The sequence below is a fragment of the Chromobacterium amazonense genome, assembly GCF_001855565.1.
Taxonomy (GTDB): Bacteria; Pseudomonadota; Gammaproteobacteria; order Burkholderiales; family Chromobacteriaceae; genus Chromobacterium; species Chromobacterium amazonense.
The window spans coordinates 43,602-59,562 of record NZ_MKCR01000033.1; the positions used below are offsets into that span (position 1 = coordinate 43,602).

Sequence of the window (15,961 nt, forward strand, 5' to 3'; positions counted from 1 at the left end):
AGGACAGTTGTGCCATAATGCCCGTATGGAATCCTTATCGCTGTCCAATCACTTCCTGATCGCCATGCCCGGCATGGCGGACCCTCTGTTCGCCAAGTCTCTGGTTTATCTCTGCGAGCACGGCGAGCACGGCGCCATGGGGCTGATCATCAACAAGCCATCCGGCATCGCCATGGCCCAGTTGTTCGATCAGATCGATCTGCCGCTGGATGACGAAGACACCCGCACCGGCGTGGTGTACTTCGGCGGTCCGGTGCAGCCGGACCGCGGCTTCGTGCTGCATCAACCGGCCGGCAACTGGCAATCCAGCCTGATGGTGACCGACGACGTGGCGCTGACCACGTCCAAGGATGTGCTGACGGCGGTGTCTCAGGGCAAGAAGCCGGAGAGGCTGCTGATCTCGCTCGGCTACGCCGGCTGGTCGGCTGGCCAACTGGAGCAGGAAATTGCCGACAACGGCTGGTTGACGGTGCCGGCAGACCCGGCCATCGTGTTCGACCTGCCATGCGAAGACCGCTACGACGCCGCCATGGCGCTGCTCGGCTTCGATCCCTCGCTGCTGTCCTCGGATGTCGGCCATGCCTGAAGGTTGCGCGCTGGCTTTCGATTTTGGCGAGCGCCGCATCGGCGTCGCCGTCGGCGACACCCTGCTGGGCATCCCGCATCCGCTGGCCACCATAGACACGCCCATCACCGACGAACGCTTCGCCGCCATCGCCAAGCTGATAGCGGAATGGCAGCCCAAACAGCTGGTGGTGGGCCTGCCCATGCATCCGGATGGCGTCGAGCATGAGATGTCCGCGCTGTCGCGCCGCTTCGCCAATCGGCTGAAGGGACGCTTCGGCCTGCCGGTATGGCTGGTGGATGAGCGCTACACCTCGGTCATCGCCGAGCAGCTGCTGGAAGAGGCCGGCGTCAAGAAAGGCCGCAAGCAGAAACCGGCGCTGGATCAAGTAGCGGCGCAAGCCATCCTGGCCGGCTGGTTCGAGCAGCCCGGCACCGCCGTTTGATGCTGGCCAAGTTTCCAGCGCTGCTGCTGATCGCCCTCGGCGTCGCCGGCTTTGGCTGGCTGTGGCGCCAGGCGCAGTTGGCCAACGCCGCGCAGGACTGGCCGTCCACAATGGGCACAGTCGAACGCAGCGAAGTGGAATGGCGCGTGCGCCGCGGCGCTGACAACCACGATCAGCGCGAATACCGCGCCGTCGTCTCCTACCGTTATCAAGTCAACGGCCAGGCTTACGCTTCCAGCGCCATCCGCATCCCCGATATCGGCTTCGGCGGCAGCCAGACGCTAGCGGAAGACCTCGCGCGCCGTTATCCGGCGAGCACGTCCATACCCGTTCGCTACAATCCGGCCAAGCCGGAACAGGCCTGCCTGGAAACCGGCGCGCACTGGAGCGTGCGGGCCGGACAGCTGCTGATGCTGCTGTTCGCCGCCGCCGGCGCCTTTCTACTAGGGGCTAAAAACCTAAGCCATTGATTTGTTAGTAGCTATTAAGCGCTATTGAGTCCGCCGGGCAAACTGCCGATACTGTCAAGGTAGAATCGCTCTACCCAGGAGTTCCGCCATGAGCATCAGCCAGACCGCTCAAATTTCGCTGGCCAGCGCCGCCTTGTTGAATGGCGGCACCGTACCTTCCCCCGTTGTGCAGAACGGCAATGCGACGGTTGCGCTGGCGGCCCAAGCGGCGCAACTGGCGCAGGAATCCAGCGCCGTTGTTTTACTCGGCGGCAACAGCAGCGATGCCGGCACCTATGACGCCGCCGGCCTGCTCAACGGTTTCGCCACCGCCGGCACCCTGCAAGGCAGCCTGCTCAGTCCCAGCAGCGGCGAAACCGCCGCCCAAAGCACCGACCAGCAGATCCTGTCACAAACGTTGGGCGCCTCCAGCAGCGCCAGCTCCAGCCTCAACGCCAACTGGGCCACCATACTGCAGAGCAATCCGGCCTTGGCCGGCGAAGCGGTGGCGGACAGCACCAACGGCAATATCGTCAATACCATCGCCTAAACCGCGCCGCCCAAACGACAACAGGCCCGATTCCCGGGCCTGTTTGCTTTCCATCATGCCGACGAATCAGCGGCTGCCTTGCTTGCGGCCTTCTTTTTCCTTCAGCTTTTCTTCGCGCAGGATGGCTCGCTCGGCGGCGATCGCCTTGGCGCGCTTCTCCCACACAGCCCACTCGTCCGGGCGCTCCAGCGTGATCCGGCCGGTCTGGCCGTCGCGAAAATCGGTCAGCACGATCTCGGCCGCTTTCTGCATATTGATGCGGCCGCCGGACAGCACCGCGCCGCGCCGCTTGCCGATCAGTTCCAGCGCCTGCCAGTCCTGCATGCCTTCCAGCGTTTCCTCATCCAGCTTGTAGCGGGCGGCCAGATCGGCGCGGTAATGGACCAGCAAGTACTTCAGCAGCTCCAGCGCCACCTCCTCCTCGTCCATCGCGTTGCGGCCGACCGCGCCGCTGGCGGCTAGATTGTAGCCGCCCTCTTCCACCTCGATCTTCGGCCACAGCATGCCGGGAGTGTCGTACAGCTCGAAATCGTCTTCCAGGATGATGCGCTGCTCGTTCTTGGTGACGCCCGGCATATTGCCGGTCTTGGCGATCTTGCGGCTGGACATGCTGTTGATCAGCGTGGACTTGCCGACGTTGGGAATGCCGCAGATCAGCACCCGCAGCGGCTTCTCCAAACCGCTGCGGTTAGGCGCCAGCGCGCGGCAGGCGGCGATCAGCCGCTGCGCCGGGGCGCGTTCGCCGGCATCCATGCCCAGCGCCTCGGTTTGCGTCTTGGCGCGGTACCAGGCCAGCCATTGTTCGGTAACGGCCGGATCGGCCAGATCCTGCTTGTTCAGGATCATCAGCCGCGGCTTGCCCTTGGCCATGCGGGCCAGCATCGGGTTGGCGCTGGAAGCCGGCAGACGCGCGTCCAGCAGCTCGATGACGACATCAATATCTTTGAGGCGCTCGGCGACATCCTTGCGCGCCTTGTTCATATGGCCGGGAAACCATTGGATTGCCATTGTTCAACGCTTTCTAATCGGGTCCAGCAGATAAGTCAGACCATTGTGGTCCAGTTCATGCATCAGTTGCAGCAGGCGGCCGATCTCGCCGGGCGGGAAGCCCTCGCGGGCGAACCAGTTCAGATAATTGCCCGGCAGCTCGCAAATCAGCGCGCCCTTGTGCTTGCCGAAGGGCATGGTGCGGGTGGTCAGGTTCAGCAGATCTTCGGCTTGCATGATGGCAGGTATAGATGGCGGTTGCGCATTGTGCCAAAGCCGGCGGCTTGCTGCCAGGCTTGACGTGGGACAAGCCGGCGGCGGGTTTCGCGGCGGCCCAGGCTTGAGCGGTTTAGCATGGCGTCACAGCAATCCGGGCCGGAAACTCGCCGGCCGCGTTTTACCGGTTCGCGCAGAGCCGTTTGCGGGCGCCACGGCGCCCGCCTTTTCATTGCAGCGGCAGCGGCTTGCGGTCGTTGAAATACAGAAAACCCTTCACCACGCGGTAGATGTACCACACTCATACCGCGAATAACACCACGCCGCCGACCAGCAGCCACAGCGTGGCAAAGCCGATGACATAGCCGAGCAGAGCCAGCCAGAAAGTGCGGATCTGCCACTCGAAATGGCTTTCATACATCGTGCCGCGCACGTCGTCGCGCTTCACGTAGTTGATGATGACCGCGACGATGCCAGTCACGCCCACAAGCAGGCTCACCGCCTGCAGAATGTAGACGGTCAGCGTCAGATTGTTCAGCCTGCGTTCGTTCTCGTCGAGCAGTTCCAGCTCCATCGCATCTCCTTGGTGGTTAACGGGCAAACAAGGCGGCAAAGCGCGCCGCCACGGGGCGGCGAAACGCCAGACTGGCCGGCACGGCCTGTTCGCCCTGCGCCGACGCCGGCGCGGCGCTCCAGCCCTGCAGCATGCCCTCGGTCCGGCCAGCCGGCAGCAACAACGGCAGCGTGGGCGTCCATTCCCAACCGGCGGCCTCGGCAAACTGCCGCGCGCGGAGGTTGGCCTCGTCCAGCAAGGACAGCTCGTCCAGGCCCACTGCCAGTTGCCGCCACTCCAGCAACAACATGCGCGCCGCCAGCCAATCTGCCGCTTCGGCGATGCGCGATGGCGTCTTGCCCGGCGGCAGGCCACGGCGCAGCGCCAGATGCAGCGCCAACTGGCGGATTTCCGGCAGCAGCGACTCCAGCAGACACGCCGCTTGCGGCGGAAATTGAGGCGAGCCCGGACGATACGCCAGCCATTCGCCATCGGTTGCCAGGGCAACCGGATACCCTGCCAGCGGCGCGTGGGGCTGCTGGGCATGGGTGGCGAGAATGAGGGCGTCGCTGATTTCGTTCATGGCTCTGTCTCCTGGAGCGTGAAATCCGCCGAACCGGAGACCATGTGCTGCGTTGAAGCTTCAAACACAAATGCCGCCGGTGATCGGCGGCATGGTCGGGTAGTGCGCTCAGTCCTGATGACTGCCGAGCCTATCCCTGGCGCCGCCGGGAGGGGCGGTACCAATAATAGGCGTGGGCGAAAAAAACATTTAGGGCGAGCATCCGACCATGCTGCCAACGATGGCCGCCGCCGTCAAGCCGTTGTTTCAAAAGACTTGGCCGGGATCAAGTCCCAAAGCGGCTCTGCTCGGCATGCGTCCGCCTCTATCTCAGGCCGGAACGCATGGTTGGCGCGACCTCTCTCCAGCAACATCACCTTGCCACGCTCCTCTCACAACCAAGAAACATCATGCCAAAATTTCGGAATCAAATGACAGAAAAGACAAATTGTATGTCAATGCAATGAAAATAATAATCAAAATATGTAAATTAACTTGCATATAGTTGCTCAAAAAATTCCACAGTCGATATCATGCCAACAGACTAATAAAAATAATTTCTTTTCGCATATGGGCAACTAGGGATGATTATCGGGATGCTCTTCGCGATGCGGAAAGAAACGAATCATTTAACCGATAAGCTGAATGGAACCCACCGCATGAATTACGACGCTGTCGTCATCGGAGCAGGCGCCATAGCCTGCTCCATCGCATATGAACTTGCCAGTCGGAAACTCAAGGTATGCCGTGGTGGCCGGCCATGCGCGCGATGAGGCCGTCATCGTCCCCACCTGCTCAGTCCAGCAGCGGTTCTTCAACGACCTGGACGCCATTAAGCCAGGACACCCCTGCCTGGGCCTGAACCCGATGTTCTCCCCTTCGCTGCCGGCTCAGGGACGGGTCGTCGCCAGTTGTCTGCCGGATCCCGAATCCACCAGCCACTGGCTGGAGCAAAGCGTTCAGGAGGCCGGCATGCGCGTCAAGCGCCTGAGTCCAGAGCGGCACGACCAGTTGATGTCCGTGTGCCAGACGCTGCCGCACGCCGCGATCATCGCCTTTGGCCTGGCCCTGTCGGACTCAGGTCGCCTAGTCGATCTGGATAGCGTCATGGAAATGGCGCCCCCTCCCATGCGGGCAATGCTGGCTTTGCTATCCAGAATCCTCTCGAACCCCGCGGAGATCTACTGGGATATCCAAAGTGAAAATCCGCATGGAGAACGGCAGCGAACCGCCTTATCGGACAGCCTCCGGCAACTGTCGTCGATGGTCGAGGCCAAAGACGGCGGCGCCTTTTCCCAGGAACTGCAGCGAACAGCCGATCGGCTTGGCATGCACCTGGCATCCAGCGCCAGGGATTGCCAGGCCATGTTCTCAAACCTGGCCTGAGCGCCAAAATTGCCTGATGACTTTTCCGCAGGAGGATATGCATGGCATTTGAACAAAACCACGATGCGCCGTTTAGAAGATGGCTAGGATTCTCTTTCCTGATGTTGCCCGTACTTCTGGTGACCATAGACAACACCATTCTGAGCTTCGCTTTGCCCCGGCTGTCGGAAGCGCTGAATCCCAGCGCCAGTCAACAGCTATGGATCATCGACGCCTATTCTCTGGTGCTGGCCGGACTGTTGGTTTCCATGGGTGGCATCGGGGACCGTATCGGCCATCGCAAGCTGCTGCTTGCCGGCTCTCTAGGCTTCGCCACGATCTCCGGCTTGGTCGCGCTGTCGAAAAGCCCGGAGCAGTTGATCGCGGGACGGGCCCTGATGGGCGTGTTCGGGGCCATGCTGATGCCTTCGACGCTGGCGCTGATCCGATCGGTGTTCCACGAGCGGGAGCAGCGCCGGCTTGCCGTCGCCATCTGGGCGACTACCTTGACGGTCGGATCGGCGCTTGGGCCATTGGCCGGCGGCTTGTTGCTGCAGTGGTTCCACTGGAGCGCCATTTTTCTGATCGCCATCCCGCTGTTGCTCCCCTTATTGCTGCTGGGGCCGTTGTTGCTGCCGGAATCGGAGCCAGAGCCAGGCAACGCCATCGACCCGGCGAGCATTTTGCTGTCGCTGCTGGCCATGTCCGGCATCATCTACGCGGGCAAGAACCTGGCCATCTACGGCTTCGCCTGGCCCGGCCTAGCCGCCGCCGCCATCGGGCTGTTGGCCTCCGGTCTGTTCGTGCGGCGCCAGCTGCATCACGAGCAGCCTCTGCTGGATCTCAAATTGTTCGGCAACCGCGCCTTCACTGGTTCGATCTTGATCAACCTGCTCAGCCTGGCCTTCCTGATCGGCTTCGTCTTTTTCGCCACTCAGGTGCTGCAAATCTCGCTGGGCCTGTCCGCACTCAGGGCAAGCCTGGCGCTGGTGCCGGGCCAAGTGATGGCCATCTTCATCGGCGTCGCCATCGTGCCGCTTGCGCGGCGCATGGCCGCCCGCCATCTGATCTCCATGCTGCTGGCCATCATCGGGCTGGCGTTCGCCCTGGTCGCCTGCTTCGGCAGCGGCCTCGCAACTCTGGTCGTGGCATTCGCCCTGCTGAACATAGGTGTTGGCGCCATCACCACGGTTTCCAACGATCTGGTGCTCTCCGCCGTGCCTACCGGCAAAGCGGGCGCAGCTTCGGCCATCAGCGAAACCGCATACGAAGTCGGCGTAGTGCTCGGCACCACCTTGCTGGGCGGCATCGTAACCGCGTACTACCGTCATGCCATGCAGACAACGGATTGGCTAACGCCCCCCCCAGGCCGCCATCGCCCGCGAGACGCTGGCCGGCGCGTTCACGATTGCCAGCAACGCGCAACCGGAACAGGCAGGCAAGCTGATCGCGGCGGCGACGGAATCGTTCGCTCATGGCATCACCATGATGAGCTGGATCACCGTCGGCTTGGTCGGCTTGGCCATAGCCATAGCGCTGCGCACCTTGCATCATCCGCCGGAAGCCGCAGCAGCGACCGAATGAGCCGTGGTGCCAGTAGCCCCACTACCGATGGCCGATAATAAAAAACCGGGCCGCCCGCAATGAGCGACCCGGTTTTCCCGTATGGATCAAGGCTTACATATTGGGATAGTTCGGCCCGCCGCCGCCTTCCGGCGTCACCCAATTGATGTTCTGGGTCGGATCCTTGATGTCGCAGGTCTTGCAGTGCACGCAGTTCTGCGCGTTGATCTGCAGCCGCGGCTTGCCCTCCTCCGCGCCCACGATCTCGTACACGCCAGCCGGGCAGTAGCGCTGCTCCGGCGAGTCGTACTTGGCCAGATTGATGGCGATCGGCACCGTCGCGTCCTTCAGCTTCAGGTGCGGCGGCTGGTCTTCGCTATGGTTGACGTTGGCGATGAAGACCGACGACAGGCGGTCGAAGGTCAGCACGCCGTCCGGCTTGGGGTACTGAATGCGGTTGAACTCATACGCCGGCCGCAGCGCCTCGTTGTCGGCGTGCTTGTGGCGCAGCGTCCACGGCGCGCGGCCGCGGAACAGGAAGGTGTCGATGGCCGAATAGATCATCGCCGGCCACAGCCCCCAGCGGAACGACGGCCGGATATTGCGCACCTTGTACAGCTCGTCGTGCACCCAGCTCTGCTTGAACTTGGCCGAGTAAGCCTTGGCTTCGCCGCCTTGCGCCTTTGCCTCGTCGCCCAGCAGCTCGTACACGGCTTCCGCCGCCAGCATGGCCGACTTCATCGCGGTATGGGTGCCCTTGATCTTGGGCACGTTGAGGAAGCCGGCGGTGTCGCCGACCAGCACGCCGCCGGGGAAGGTCAGCTTGGGCAGGCTTTGCAGGCCGCCCTCGGCCAGCGCGCGCGCGCCGTAGGACACGCGGCGGCCGCCTTCGAAGGTCTTCTTGATCGCCGGATGGGTTTTGAAGCGCTGGAATTCCTCGAACGGCGACAGATACGGGTTCTGGTAATCCAAGCCCACCACGAAGCCGACCGCCACTAGGTTGTCTTCCAGATGGTACAGGAAGGAGCCGCCGTAGGTGGCGGTGTCCATCGGCCAACCCACGGTATGGGTGATATGGCCGGGCTGGTGGTTTTCCGGCTTCACTTCCCATAGTTCCTTGATGCCGATGCCGAAAGTTTGCGGATCGGAACCATCGGTCAGGCGGAAGCGCGACAGCAGCCCCTTGGTCAGCGAGCCCCTACAGCCTTCCGCGAAGATGGTCTGCTTGGCCCACAGCTCCATGCCCGGCTCGCCGTCCAGATCGCCATTCTTGCCGGTGCCGACGGCGCCGGTGGCCACGCCCTTGACCGATCCGTCCGCGTGGTACAGCACCTCGGCCGCGGCGAAGCCCGGATAGATTTCCACGCCCAGATTCTCGGCCTGCTGGCCCAGCCAGCGGCAGAAGTTGCCCAGGCTGACGATGTAGTTGCCCTTGTTGTGCATCTGCGGCGGCGTCGGCAGCTGGATGGACTCGGTTTCCGTCAGATAGAGGAAGCGGTCGGCTTGGGCCGGCGTGTTCAACGGCGCGTCCAGTTCTTTCCAGTTGGGCAGCAGCTCGGACAGCGCGCCGGTTTCGATCACCGCGCCGGACAGGATGTGGGCGCCGATCTCGGAGCCTTTCTCCAGCAGACAGACGCTGATGTCGCGGCCTTGTTCGGCCGCCAGCTGTTTCAGACGGATCGCGGCGGACAGCCCGGCTGGGCCGCCGCCGACGATCACTACGTCGTATTCCATGTATTCGCGTTGCACCGTTTCTCCTTTGCGCCCGCTGGGACTTATTGATTTGATTGACATCATGCTATGAAGACGGCAAGACGTCAAAATCAAACAAGCGTTTAAACGGTGCCATTGTTGCGCAATGCGACAATGTCCGAATCCACGTAACCCAACGCGCGCAAGATCTGCTCAGTATGTTCGCCCAGATCGGGCGGGGCTAGATTGTACTCGACCGGCGTGCCGGATAGTTTGATCGGACACCCTACCATGGGAACTTGCCGCCCCTCGGCGTCGGTCATCGTCAGCTCCATGCCGCGCGCCTGCGTCTGCGGGTCCTCAAACGCCTCGGCCACATCGTTGATCGGCCCGCACGGCACGCCGGCCTTGTCCAGCCGCTCCAGCCAGTAATCGCGGCCATGATGGCGGAAGGCCATCGCCAACAAGGACACCAGATGCAAGCGGTTGGCGACGCGCTGCGGGTTGGTGACGAAGCGCGCGTCGCGCGCCCACTGCGGTTGGCCGATGATGCGGCATACATCGACGAACTGTTTGTCGTTGCCGCAAGCCAGGATGAAATGGCCGTCGGACGCGGAGAATACCTGATACGGCACGATATTGGCGTGGGCATTGCCCAGCCGAGGCGGAACCGTCCGCCCCACCAGCCAGTTGGACGCCACATTGGCCAGCATGGCCAGCGAGCAGTCGAACAGCGCCATGTCGATATGCTGGCCGGCGCCGGTGCGCTCGCGGGCGATCAGCGCGGCCTGCACCGCGTTGGCCGCATACAGGCCGGTGAACAGATCAGACACCGCCACGCCCACTTTGTGCGGTTCGCCATCGCCCGGGCCGGTGATGCTCATCAGGCCGGACATGCCCTGCACGATGTAGTCGTAGCCGGCAGAGCTGGCATAAGGGCCGGTTTGGCCGAAGCCGGTGATCGAGCAATACACCAGCTTGGGATTGATCGCCTTCAAGCTGTCGTAGTCCAGGCCATACTTTTGCAAGCTCCCCACCTTGAAGTTCTCCAGCACCACATCGGCGTCAGCCGCCAGCCGGCGGATGATTTCCTGCCCGTCCGGCTGCGTGATGTCCACCGTCAGCGAACGCTTGCCGCGATTGGCGCACAGATAATAGGCCGCTCGCCCGTCCGGCAGGCTGGGCGGCGACCATTGCCGCGTGTCATCGCCGCTGCCCGGCTTTTCGATCTTGATCACCTCCGCGCCCAGGTCCGCCAGCAGTTGGCTGGCCCATGGCCCCGCCAGCACCCGACTCAGATCCACCACCTTGATACCCGCCAACGCTCCAGCCATCGCAACTTCCTCCCCATTTCAGGATTTCGATGATGCCGCCCGCTTGCGACTTATTTATGTCGCTCGGGCAATTCAGTGTAGCAAGCGCAGTTATTCCAGACAGCGTTTCTGACCCATTGCGCAATGCCCAGTAGAAAAAAAGCGGCCCGGCAAGCCGGGCCCACAAAGGACAGACAGGAATCAACGGCGCAGCCGGCCATCCGGCCGCGCCGGCTTATCAGGCAAATGCCTGAATACCGGTCTGGGCTCGGCCCAGAATCAGGGCATGCACATCGTGCGTGCCCTCATAAGTGTTGACCGCCTCCAGATTCATCACATGGCGGATCACATGGAATTCGTCGCAGATGCCGTTGCCGCCATGCATGTCGCGGGCGACGCGGGCGATGTCGAGCGCCTTGCCGCAATTATTGCGCTTGATCAGCGAGATCATTTCCGGCGCGGCGCGGCCCTCGTCCATCAGCCGCCCCACGCGCAGCGCGGCCTGCAGGCCCAGCGCGATCTCGGTCTGCATATTGGCCAGCTTCAGTTGGATCAGCTGATTGGCGGCCAGCGGCCGGCCGAACTGCTGGCGGTCCAGCGTGTACTGGCGCGCGGCGTGCCAACAGAATTCTGCGGCGCCCATCGCGCCCCAGGCGATGCCGTAGCGCGCCTTGTTCAGGCAGCCGAACGGCCCCTTCAGGCCCTTGACGCCCGGCAGCAGCTGCTCGTCCGCCACCAGCACGTCGTCCATCACGATCTCGCCGGTGATCGATGCCCTGAGCGAGAATTTGCCGTGTATCTTGGGCGCGGACAGGCCCTTCATGCCCTTCTCCAGGATGAAGCCGCGGATTTCGCCTTCGTCATCCTTGGCCCACACCACGAACACATCGGCTTCTGGGCTGTTGGTGATCCACATTTTGCTGCCGGACAGCAGATAGCCGCCGTCCACCTTGCGGGCGCGGGTCTTCATGCTGGCCGGGTCGGAGCCGGAATCGGGCTCGGTCAGGCCGAAACACCCCAGCCACTCGCCGCTGGCGAGCTTGGGCAGATATTTGTCTTTCTGCGCGTCGGAGCCGTAAGCCCAGATCGGATGCATCACCAGCGACGACTGCACGCTCATCGCCGAACGGTAGCCGGAATCCACCCGCTCCACTTCGCGCGCAACCAAACCGTAGGCCACATGCGACAGGCCGGCGCAGCCGTAACCCTCTATGGTGCAGCCGAGCAAGCCCAGCTCCCCCATCTCGTTGATGATTTCGCGGTCGAAGCGCTCCTCGCGGTTGGCCGTCAAGACGCGCGGCAGCAGCCGCTCCTGGCAATACTCGTGCGCGCTCTGCTGCACCAGTCTTTCCTCATCGCTCAATTGTTCCTGCAACAGCAGGGAGTCTTCCCAATTGAACGCTGCGCGCTGCGTGGATGCTGCCATCTGACCTCTCCCACATGTTCCGCATTGCGGAATTAAATTTCACCATGCAAAATAGACTAAACACTCTGCCACGGACTTGTAAAGCGATTTATCCGTCATGTAGCAAAACCGTTGCCATGATGAGGAACAGGATGCAACAGCAAGCAGACCGCCAATTCGTCACCGCCCTGGCGCGCGGACTGGAAGTGCTGGCGGCGTTTCGCCCCGGCGAGGGCGCGCTGTCCAACCAGGAGCTGGCGCGCCGCACCGGCCTGCCCAAGTCCACGGTATCGCGGCTGAGCTACACGCTGACCCGGCTGGGTTATCTGCAGCCGGAAGGCGATGGCGGTCCGTACCGGCTTGGACTGGCGCTGCTGGCGCTGGGAACGACGGCATTGGCCGGCTACGACTTGCGCTCGGCCGCCGCGCCTTTGATGCGCGAATTTGCCTTGCACAACAATGTATCGATCAGCCTGGCGCTGCGCGACGGCAGCGACATGGTGTATCTGGAAACCTGCCGCAGCCAGGCGCGGGTGTCGGTCCAGCTCAGCGCCGGCTCGCGGGTGCCGCTGGCCACCACCGCCATCGGCCGCGCGTATTTCGCCGGCCTGCCCCAACACGAGCGGCAGGCGCTGCTGCCGCTGCTGGCCGAAAGATACGGCGCCGGCTGGCCGCTGCTGGAAACCCGACTGCGCCAGGCCTGCGCCGACTACCAGGCTCTGGGTTATTCGGCGTCATTTGGCGAATACGAGCCGGACGTGATGGCGGTGGGGGTGCATTTGCCGGCCTTGTTGCCGGGGCAACCAGCCATGGCGCTGAACGCCAGCGGCCCCGCCTTCGCCTTCGACGAAGCCGCCATGCGCCAGCGGGTGGCGCCGGCGCTGCTGGGGTTGCGGCAGCGTCTGTCCCCGGTTCAAGCGTAGAAAAACATCGGCCCGCAAGAGGCGGGCCGTCGGCATCGCGTGAGCGGGATCATTCAGGCGGACTGGATGTAATGGACCAGATGATTGATCACCTGCTCCTGTTCTTCTATGGTGGCGCGCACCAAGTCGCCGATGGAGAGGATGCCCAGCACCGTCTGATCTTCCATCACCGGCAGGTGGCGGATGCGCTTCTCCGTCATCAGCGCCATGCACTGGTCCAGGGTTTGCTGCGGCGTGACGTAGACCACGCGGCTGGTCATGATGTCGCGAACCTTGGTTCCGGCCGAGGTGCGGCCTTGCAATACGATGCGCCGGGCGTAATCGCGCTCGGAAAAAATGCCGACGATGTCGCCGGACTCCATCACCAGCACCGCGCCGATATCGCTTTCCGCCATCACCTGCAGCGCCTGGAACACGGTGCTGTCCGGATTGACGTACACCAGCGACCGACTCGGTTTGCTGTCCAGCAGTTGTCTTACGGTTTGCATGCTGCCTCCCCTTTTGCGCTGTGGAGCCATGGCGCGCCGCATGACGGCATGCGCCGTGGCATGCCGTCAATATAGCTCACTGTGAGTCGCGGCGACAAAACGCCATCAGGCGCGGATCATCGTGCCCACGCCGGCTGCGGTGAGGATTTCCAGCAGCAGGGCGTGCTTGACGCGGCCATCTATGATGTGGACGGTGTTGACGCCGCTCTTGGCCGCGTCCAGCGCCGAGCTGATCTTGGGCAGCATGCCGCCGGAGATGGTGCCGTCGGCGAACAGCTCGTCGATGCGCTGCGCGGTCAGGCCGGTCAGCAACTGGCCGCTCTTGTCCAGCACGCCCGGCGTGTTGGTCATCAGCACCAGCTTTTCCGCTTGCAAGGTTTCGGCCAGCTTGCCGGCCACCAGGTCGGCATTGATGTTGTAGGCTTCGCCGTCCATGCCGACGCCGATGGGCGCCACCACAGGGATGAAGTCCTGGCTGTCCAGCAGCGACACCAGCGACGGATCGATGGACTCGATCTCGCCCACCTGGCCGATGTCGATCGCCTCGTCGCCCTCGGCCTTCAGGAACAGCTTGCGGGCGCGGATGAAGTGGCCGTCCTTGCCGGTGACGCCGACGGCCTTGCCGCCATGCTTGTTGATCAGCGACACGATTTCCTTGTTGACCTGGCCGCCCAGCACCATTTCCACTACTTCCATGGTTTCGGCGTCGGTCACGCGCATGCCCTGGATGAACTCGCCCTGCTTGCCGACGCGCGCCAGCAGGTCATTGATCTGCGGGCCGCCGCCATGCACCACCACAGGATTCATGCCGACCAGCTTCAGCAGCACCACGTCCTTGGCGAAGCCTTCTTTCAACGCGTCGTCCGTCATGGCGTTGCCGCCGTACTTGATCACGATGGTCTTGCCGGCGAACTGACGGATGTACGGCAGGGCCTCGGCCAGGATGTTCGCCTTGTCGGCTGCGTCGATTGCCACTTTCTCTCTCCTTGTAGCGGGGCGTGTTTCTCCAGCAGTTAACGGCTGACTGGCGATTTGGATTACGGTGTTGCATTTTAATCACGCCAATTGCTGAATTGTAATTTATTAATTTACAGACGATCCGGTTCGCGCCTACAGTGCCGCCATTACTGAACCAAAATTCAGAAAGATGGCAATGGGAGAATCCGGCAACAGCCGCTGGCAGCGCAAGAAGGACGCGCGCCCCAGCGAAATCCTCGATGCCGCGCTGACGCTATTCGTCGACAAGGGCTACCGCGCCACCAAGATGGAAGACATCGCCCAGGCCGCGGGGGTGACCAAGGGCACGCCGTATCTGTACTTCCAGAACAAGGAAGAAATCTTCAAGGCGGTGGTGCGCGAAACCATCGTCGCCCGGATGCAGGCGATGAGCGCGCAACTGGAGCAACTGCAGGACGCCAGCGGCAGCCAGCTGCTGCACGCGGCGCTGGAAGACTGGTGGACCCATATCGGCGCCACCCGCTCGGCAGGGTTGTGCAAGCTGATGGCCGCGGAGGCCACCAATTTCCCGGAACTGGCCCGGTTCTATTACGAAGAAGTCATCAAACCGGCCCGCCAGCTATTGGGCTACGTCGTGCAACGCGGCATGGATAGAGGCGAGTTCCGGCCCGCGAATCTCGAGCACGTCATCGACATGCTGACGGCGCCGATGCTGATGACGATGATTATGAGCCACTCCTTCGGCCTGGTGCCGGGCTGTTGCGAGAACATCACCCGTGATCCATTGGCCTTCCTGCAAAGCGCGCTGCGGCTGACGTTGCAGGGCCTGCAATACCCCGTTTCCCAGGACTTGCCATCATGAAGAAAACCATCACCGTCAGCCTGGCGCTGCTCGGCGCGCTCGCGCTTTCGGCCTGCCAGGACAAGGCCAGCGCGCCAGAAGACATCCGCCCGGTGCGCTACATCGTGGCCGGCGACGCCGCCGCCTTGAGCGGCAGCCGCTATGCCGGCGAAATCCGCGCCCGCCATGAAACCCAGTTGGCCTTCCGCGTGGCCGGCAAAGTGGTGGCCAAGCTGGTCAACAGCGGCGAGCGCGTCAAAAAAGGCCAGCCGCTGGCGCGGCTGGACCCCAGCGACTACCAGCTCGATCTGGCGGCCAAGCAGGCGCAGCTGGCCGCGGCCGAATCCGATCTCGCCCAGCAACAGCTGAATCTGAAACGCTACCGCGAACTGTTGGCCAAGCAATTCATCAGCCAGGCCCAGGTGGACGCGCAGCTGAACGGCGTCAACGCCGCCCAGGCCAAGGTCAATCAGGCGCGCGCCGCGCTGGCGGCCAGCCGCAACCAGACCGCCTACGCCACGCTGACCGCCGACGCCGACGGCGTGGTCAGCCAGATGCAGGCCGAGCCCGGCCTGGTGGTGGCCGCCGGCCAGCCGGTGGCCAAGCTGTCGCAGGATGGCTCGCGAGAAGTGGCGATCCAAGTGCCGGAAAACGCGCTGGAAACGGTGCGCAAGGCCGGCAGCTTCCGCGTGACGCTGTGGAAGGGCGGCGCGCCGCTGGAAGGCAAGTTGCGCGAACTGGCGGCCGATGCCGACCCGGTGACCCGCACCTATCCGGCGCGGATCGCCATGTCCGGCGACAGCCGCGGCCTGCAGCTGGGCATGACCGCCGACGTGGTCCTGCCGGCGCAGGCCAGCCATCAGCTGCGGCTGCCGCTGAGCGCGCTGCTGGACCTGCAAGGCAAGCATTACGTGTGGACGATAGACGACAAGACCCTGCGCGTGAGCCGCAAGCCGGTTGAGGTTGCGGCCATCGACAGCGACAACGCCGTGATCGCCTCCGGCGTGCGCGCCGGCGACAAGGTCGTCACCGCCGGCGTGCATCTGCTGCACGAGCAGCAGCGTGTGAAACTGCTGGACCGATGAGG

Annotated in this window: 18 protein-coding genes; 9 read left to right on the forward strand and 9 right to left on the reverse strand. The window is 63.2% G+C overall.

The genetic code is table 11. The features are described from left to right. Window positions 1-25: 25 nt before the first annotated feature. From BI343_RS17030 to BI343_RS17045, 4 genes are all read left to right on the forward strand, one after another. Window positions 26-586 carry a YqgE/AlgH family protein gene (locus BI343_RS17030; RefSeq protein ID WP_071110619.1) on the forward strand — a complete coding sequence of 187 codons (561 nt, stop codon included), beginning with the start codon at window positions 26-28 and terminating at the stop codon, window positions 584-586. Continuing rightward, window positions 570-1,010 (forward strand): Holliday junction resolvase RuvX, encoded by a 441-nt coding sequence (gene ruvX / locus BI343_RS17035; protein WP_071110620.1) that lies wholly within the window; start codon window positions 570-572, stop codon window positions 1,008-1,010. Before BI343_RS17030 ends, ruvX begins: the two co-directional genes overlap by 17 nt. Beyond that, on the forward strand, window positions 1,010-1,480 hold the full coding sequence (locus BI343_RS17040; protein ID WP_071110621.1) for a DUF3592 domain-containing protein: 471 nt from the start codon (window positions 1,010-1,012) through the stop codon (window positions 1,478-1,480). The genes ruvX and BI343_RS17040 overlap by 1 nt, the downstream gene beginning before the upstream one ends. A gap of 88 nt (window positions 1,481-1,568) precedes the next feature. Then, window positions 1,569-2,009 (forward strand): hypothetical protein, encoded by a 441-nt coding sequence (locus BI343_RS17045; protein ID WP_071110622.1) that lies wholly within the window; start codon window positions 1,569-1,571, stop codon window positions 2,007-2,009. Window positions 2,010-2,075: 66 nt separating this feature from the next. On the opposite strand, the gene ylqF is transcribed toward BI343_RS17045, so the two are convergent. The 4 genes from ylqF to BI343_RS17065 all read right to left on the reverse strand — a co-directional run bounded on the left by ylqF (window position 2,076) and on the right by BI343_RS17065 (window position 4,348). Next, window positions 2,076-3,017 carry a ribosome biogenesis GTPase YlqF gene (gene ylqF / locus BI343_RS17050; protein WP_071110623.1) on the reverse strand — a complete coding sequence of 314 codons (942 nt, stop codon included), beginning with the start codon at window positions 3,015-3,017 and terminating at the stop codon, window positions 2,076-2,078. A 3-nt stretch (window positions 3,018-3,020) separates the two neighbouring features. Beyond that, window positions 3,021-3,233, reverse strand: a complete 213-nt coding sequence (locus BI343_RS17055) for a DUF3820 family protein (RefSeq protein WP_071110624.1) — start codon at window positions 3,231-3,233, stop codon at window positions 3,021-3,023. Between the two features lie 280 nt (window positions 3,234-3,513). Beyond that, the gene (locus BI343_RS17060) at window positions 3,514-3,786 is read right to left on the reverse strand and encodes a DUF4870 family protein (RefSeq protein ID WP_244886686.1); all 273 of its coding nucleotides are present in this window, start codon (window positions 3,784-3,786) and stop codon (window positions 3,514-3,516) included. A 16-nt stretch (window positions 3,787-3,802) separates the two neighbouring features. After that, window positions 3,803-4,348 (reverse strand): hypothetical protein, encoded by a 546-nt coding sequence (locus BI343_RS17065; protein ID WP_071110625.1) that lies wholly within the window; start codon window positions 4,346-4,348, stop codon window positions 3,803-3,805. A gap of 693 nt (window positions 4,349-5,041) precedes the next feature. Between BI343_RS17065 and BI343_RS17070 the strand changes: the two genes are divergently transcribed. Both BI343_RS17070 and BI343_RS17075 read left to right on the forward strand, forming a co-directional pair. Then, entirely contained in the window at window positions 5,042-5,713 is a 672-nt protein-coding gene (locus tag BI343_RS17070; RefSeq protein ID WP_071110626.1) for a prephenate dehydrogenase dimerization domain-containing protein, read from the forward strand. Between the two features lie 101 nt (window positions 5,714-5,814). Continuing rightward, window positions 5,815-7,314, forward strand: coding sequence for an MFS transporter (locus BI343_RS17075; protein WP_211269458.1), 1,500 nt, complete (start codon window positions 5,815-5,817; stop codon window positions 7,312-7,314). A 55-nt stretch (window positions 7,315-7,369) separates the two neighbouring features. Here BI343_RS17075 and BI343_RS17080 read toward each other — a convergent pair whose 3' ends face one another. The 3 genes from BI343_RS17080 to BI343_RS17090 all read right to left on the reverse strand — a co-directional run bounded on the left by BI343_RS17080 (window position 7,370) and on the right by BI343_RS17090 (window position 11,686). Then, on the reverse strand, window positions 7,370-8,989 hold the full coding sequence (locus tag BI343_RS17080; RefSeq protein WP_071110793.1) for an electron transfer flavoprotein-ubiquinone oxidoreductase: 1,620 nt from the start codon (window positions 8,987-8,989) through the stop codon (window positions 7,370-7,372). A gap of 101 nt (window positions 8,990-9,090) precedes the next feature. Beyond that, window positions 9,091-10,281 carry a CaiB/BaiF CoA transferase family protein gene (locus BI343_RS17085; protein WP_043627884.1) on the reverse strand — a complete coding sequence of 397 codons (1,191 nt, stop codon included), beginning with the start codon at window positions 10,279-10,281 and terminating at the stop codon, window positions 9,091-9,093. A 217-nt stretch (window positions 10,282-10,498) separates the two neighbouring features. Then, window positions 10,499-11,686 (reverse strand): acyl-CoA dehydrogenase, encoded by a 1,188-nt coding sequence (locus tag BI343_RS17090; RefSeq protein ID WP_071110627.1) that lies wholly within the window; start codon window positions 11,684-11,686, stop codon window positions 10,499-10,501. Between the two features lie 131 nt (window positions 11,687-11,817). Here BI343_RS17090 and BI343_RS17095 point away from each other — a divergent pair, with 131 nt between their 5' ends. Beyond that, window positions 11,818-12,588 (forward strand): IclR family transcriptional regulator, encoded by a 771-nt coding sequence (locus tag BI343_RS17095; protein WP_071110628.1) that lies wholly within the window; start codon window positions 11,818-11,820, stop codon window positions 12,586-12,588. 53 nt (window positions 12,589-12,641) lie between these two features. Here the strand turns inward: BI343_RS17095 and BI343_RS17100 are convergent, their stop codons facing one another. Both BI343_RS17100 and argB read right to left on the reverse strand, forming a co-directional pair. Beyond that, window positions 12,642-13,076 carry a CBS domain-containing protein gene (locus BI343_RS17100; RefSeq protein WP_043627880.1) on the reverse strand — a complete coding sequence of 145 codons (435 nt, stop codon included), beginning with the start codon at window positions 13,074-13,076 and terminating at the stop codon, window positions 12,642-12,644. A 105-nt stretch (window positions 13,077-13,181) separates the two neighbouring features. Continuing rightward, window positions 13,182-14,051 (reverse strand): acetylglutamate kinase, encoded by an 870-nt coding sequence (gene argB / locus BI343_RS17105; RefSeq protein WP_071110629.1) that lies wholly within the window; start codon window positions 14,049-14,051, stop codon window positions 13,182-13,184. A gap of 178 nt (window positions 14,052-14,229) precedes the next feature. Here argB and BI343_RS17110 point away from each other — a divergent pair, with 178 nt between their 5' ends. Both BI343_RS17110 and BI343_RS17115 read left to right on the forward strand, forming a co-directional pair. Continuing rightward, a complete protein-coding gene (locus BI343_RS17110) occupies window positions 14,230-14,895 on the forward strand; it encodes a TetR/AcrR family transcriptional regulator (protein WP_043627876.1) in 666 nt (221 codons plus the stop codon). Continuing rightward, entirely contained in the window at window positions 14,892-15,959 is a 1,068-nt protein-coding gene (locus BI343_RS17115; RefSeq protein ID WP_071110630.1) for an efflux RND transporter periplasmic adaptor subunit, read from the forward strand. Before BI343_RS17110 ends, BI343_RS17115 begins: the two co-directional genes overlap by 4 nt. Window positions 15,960-15,961: the final 2 nt, after the last annotated feature.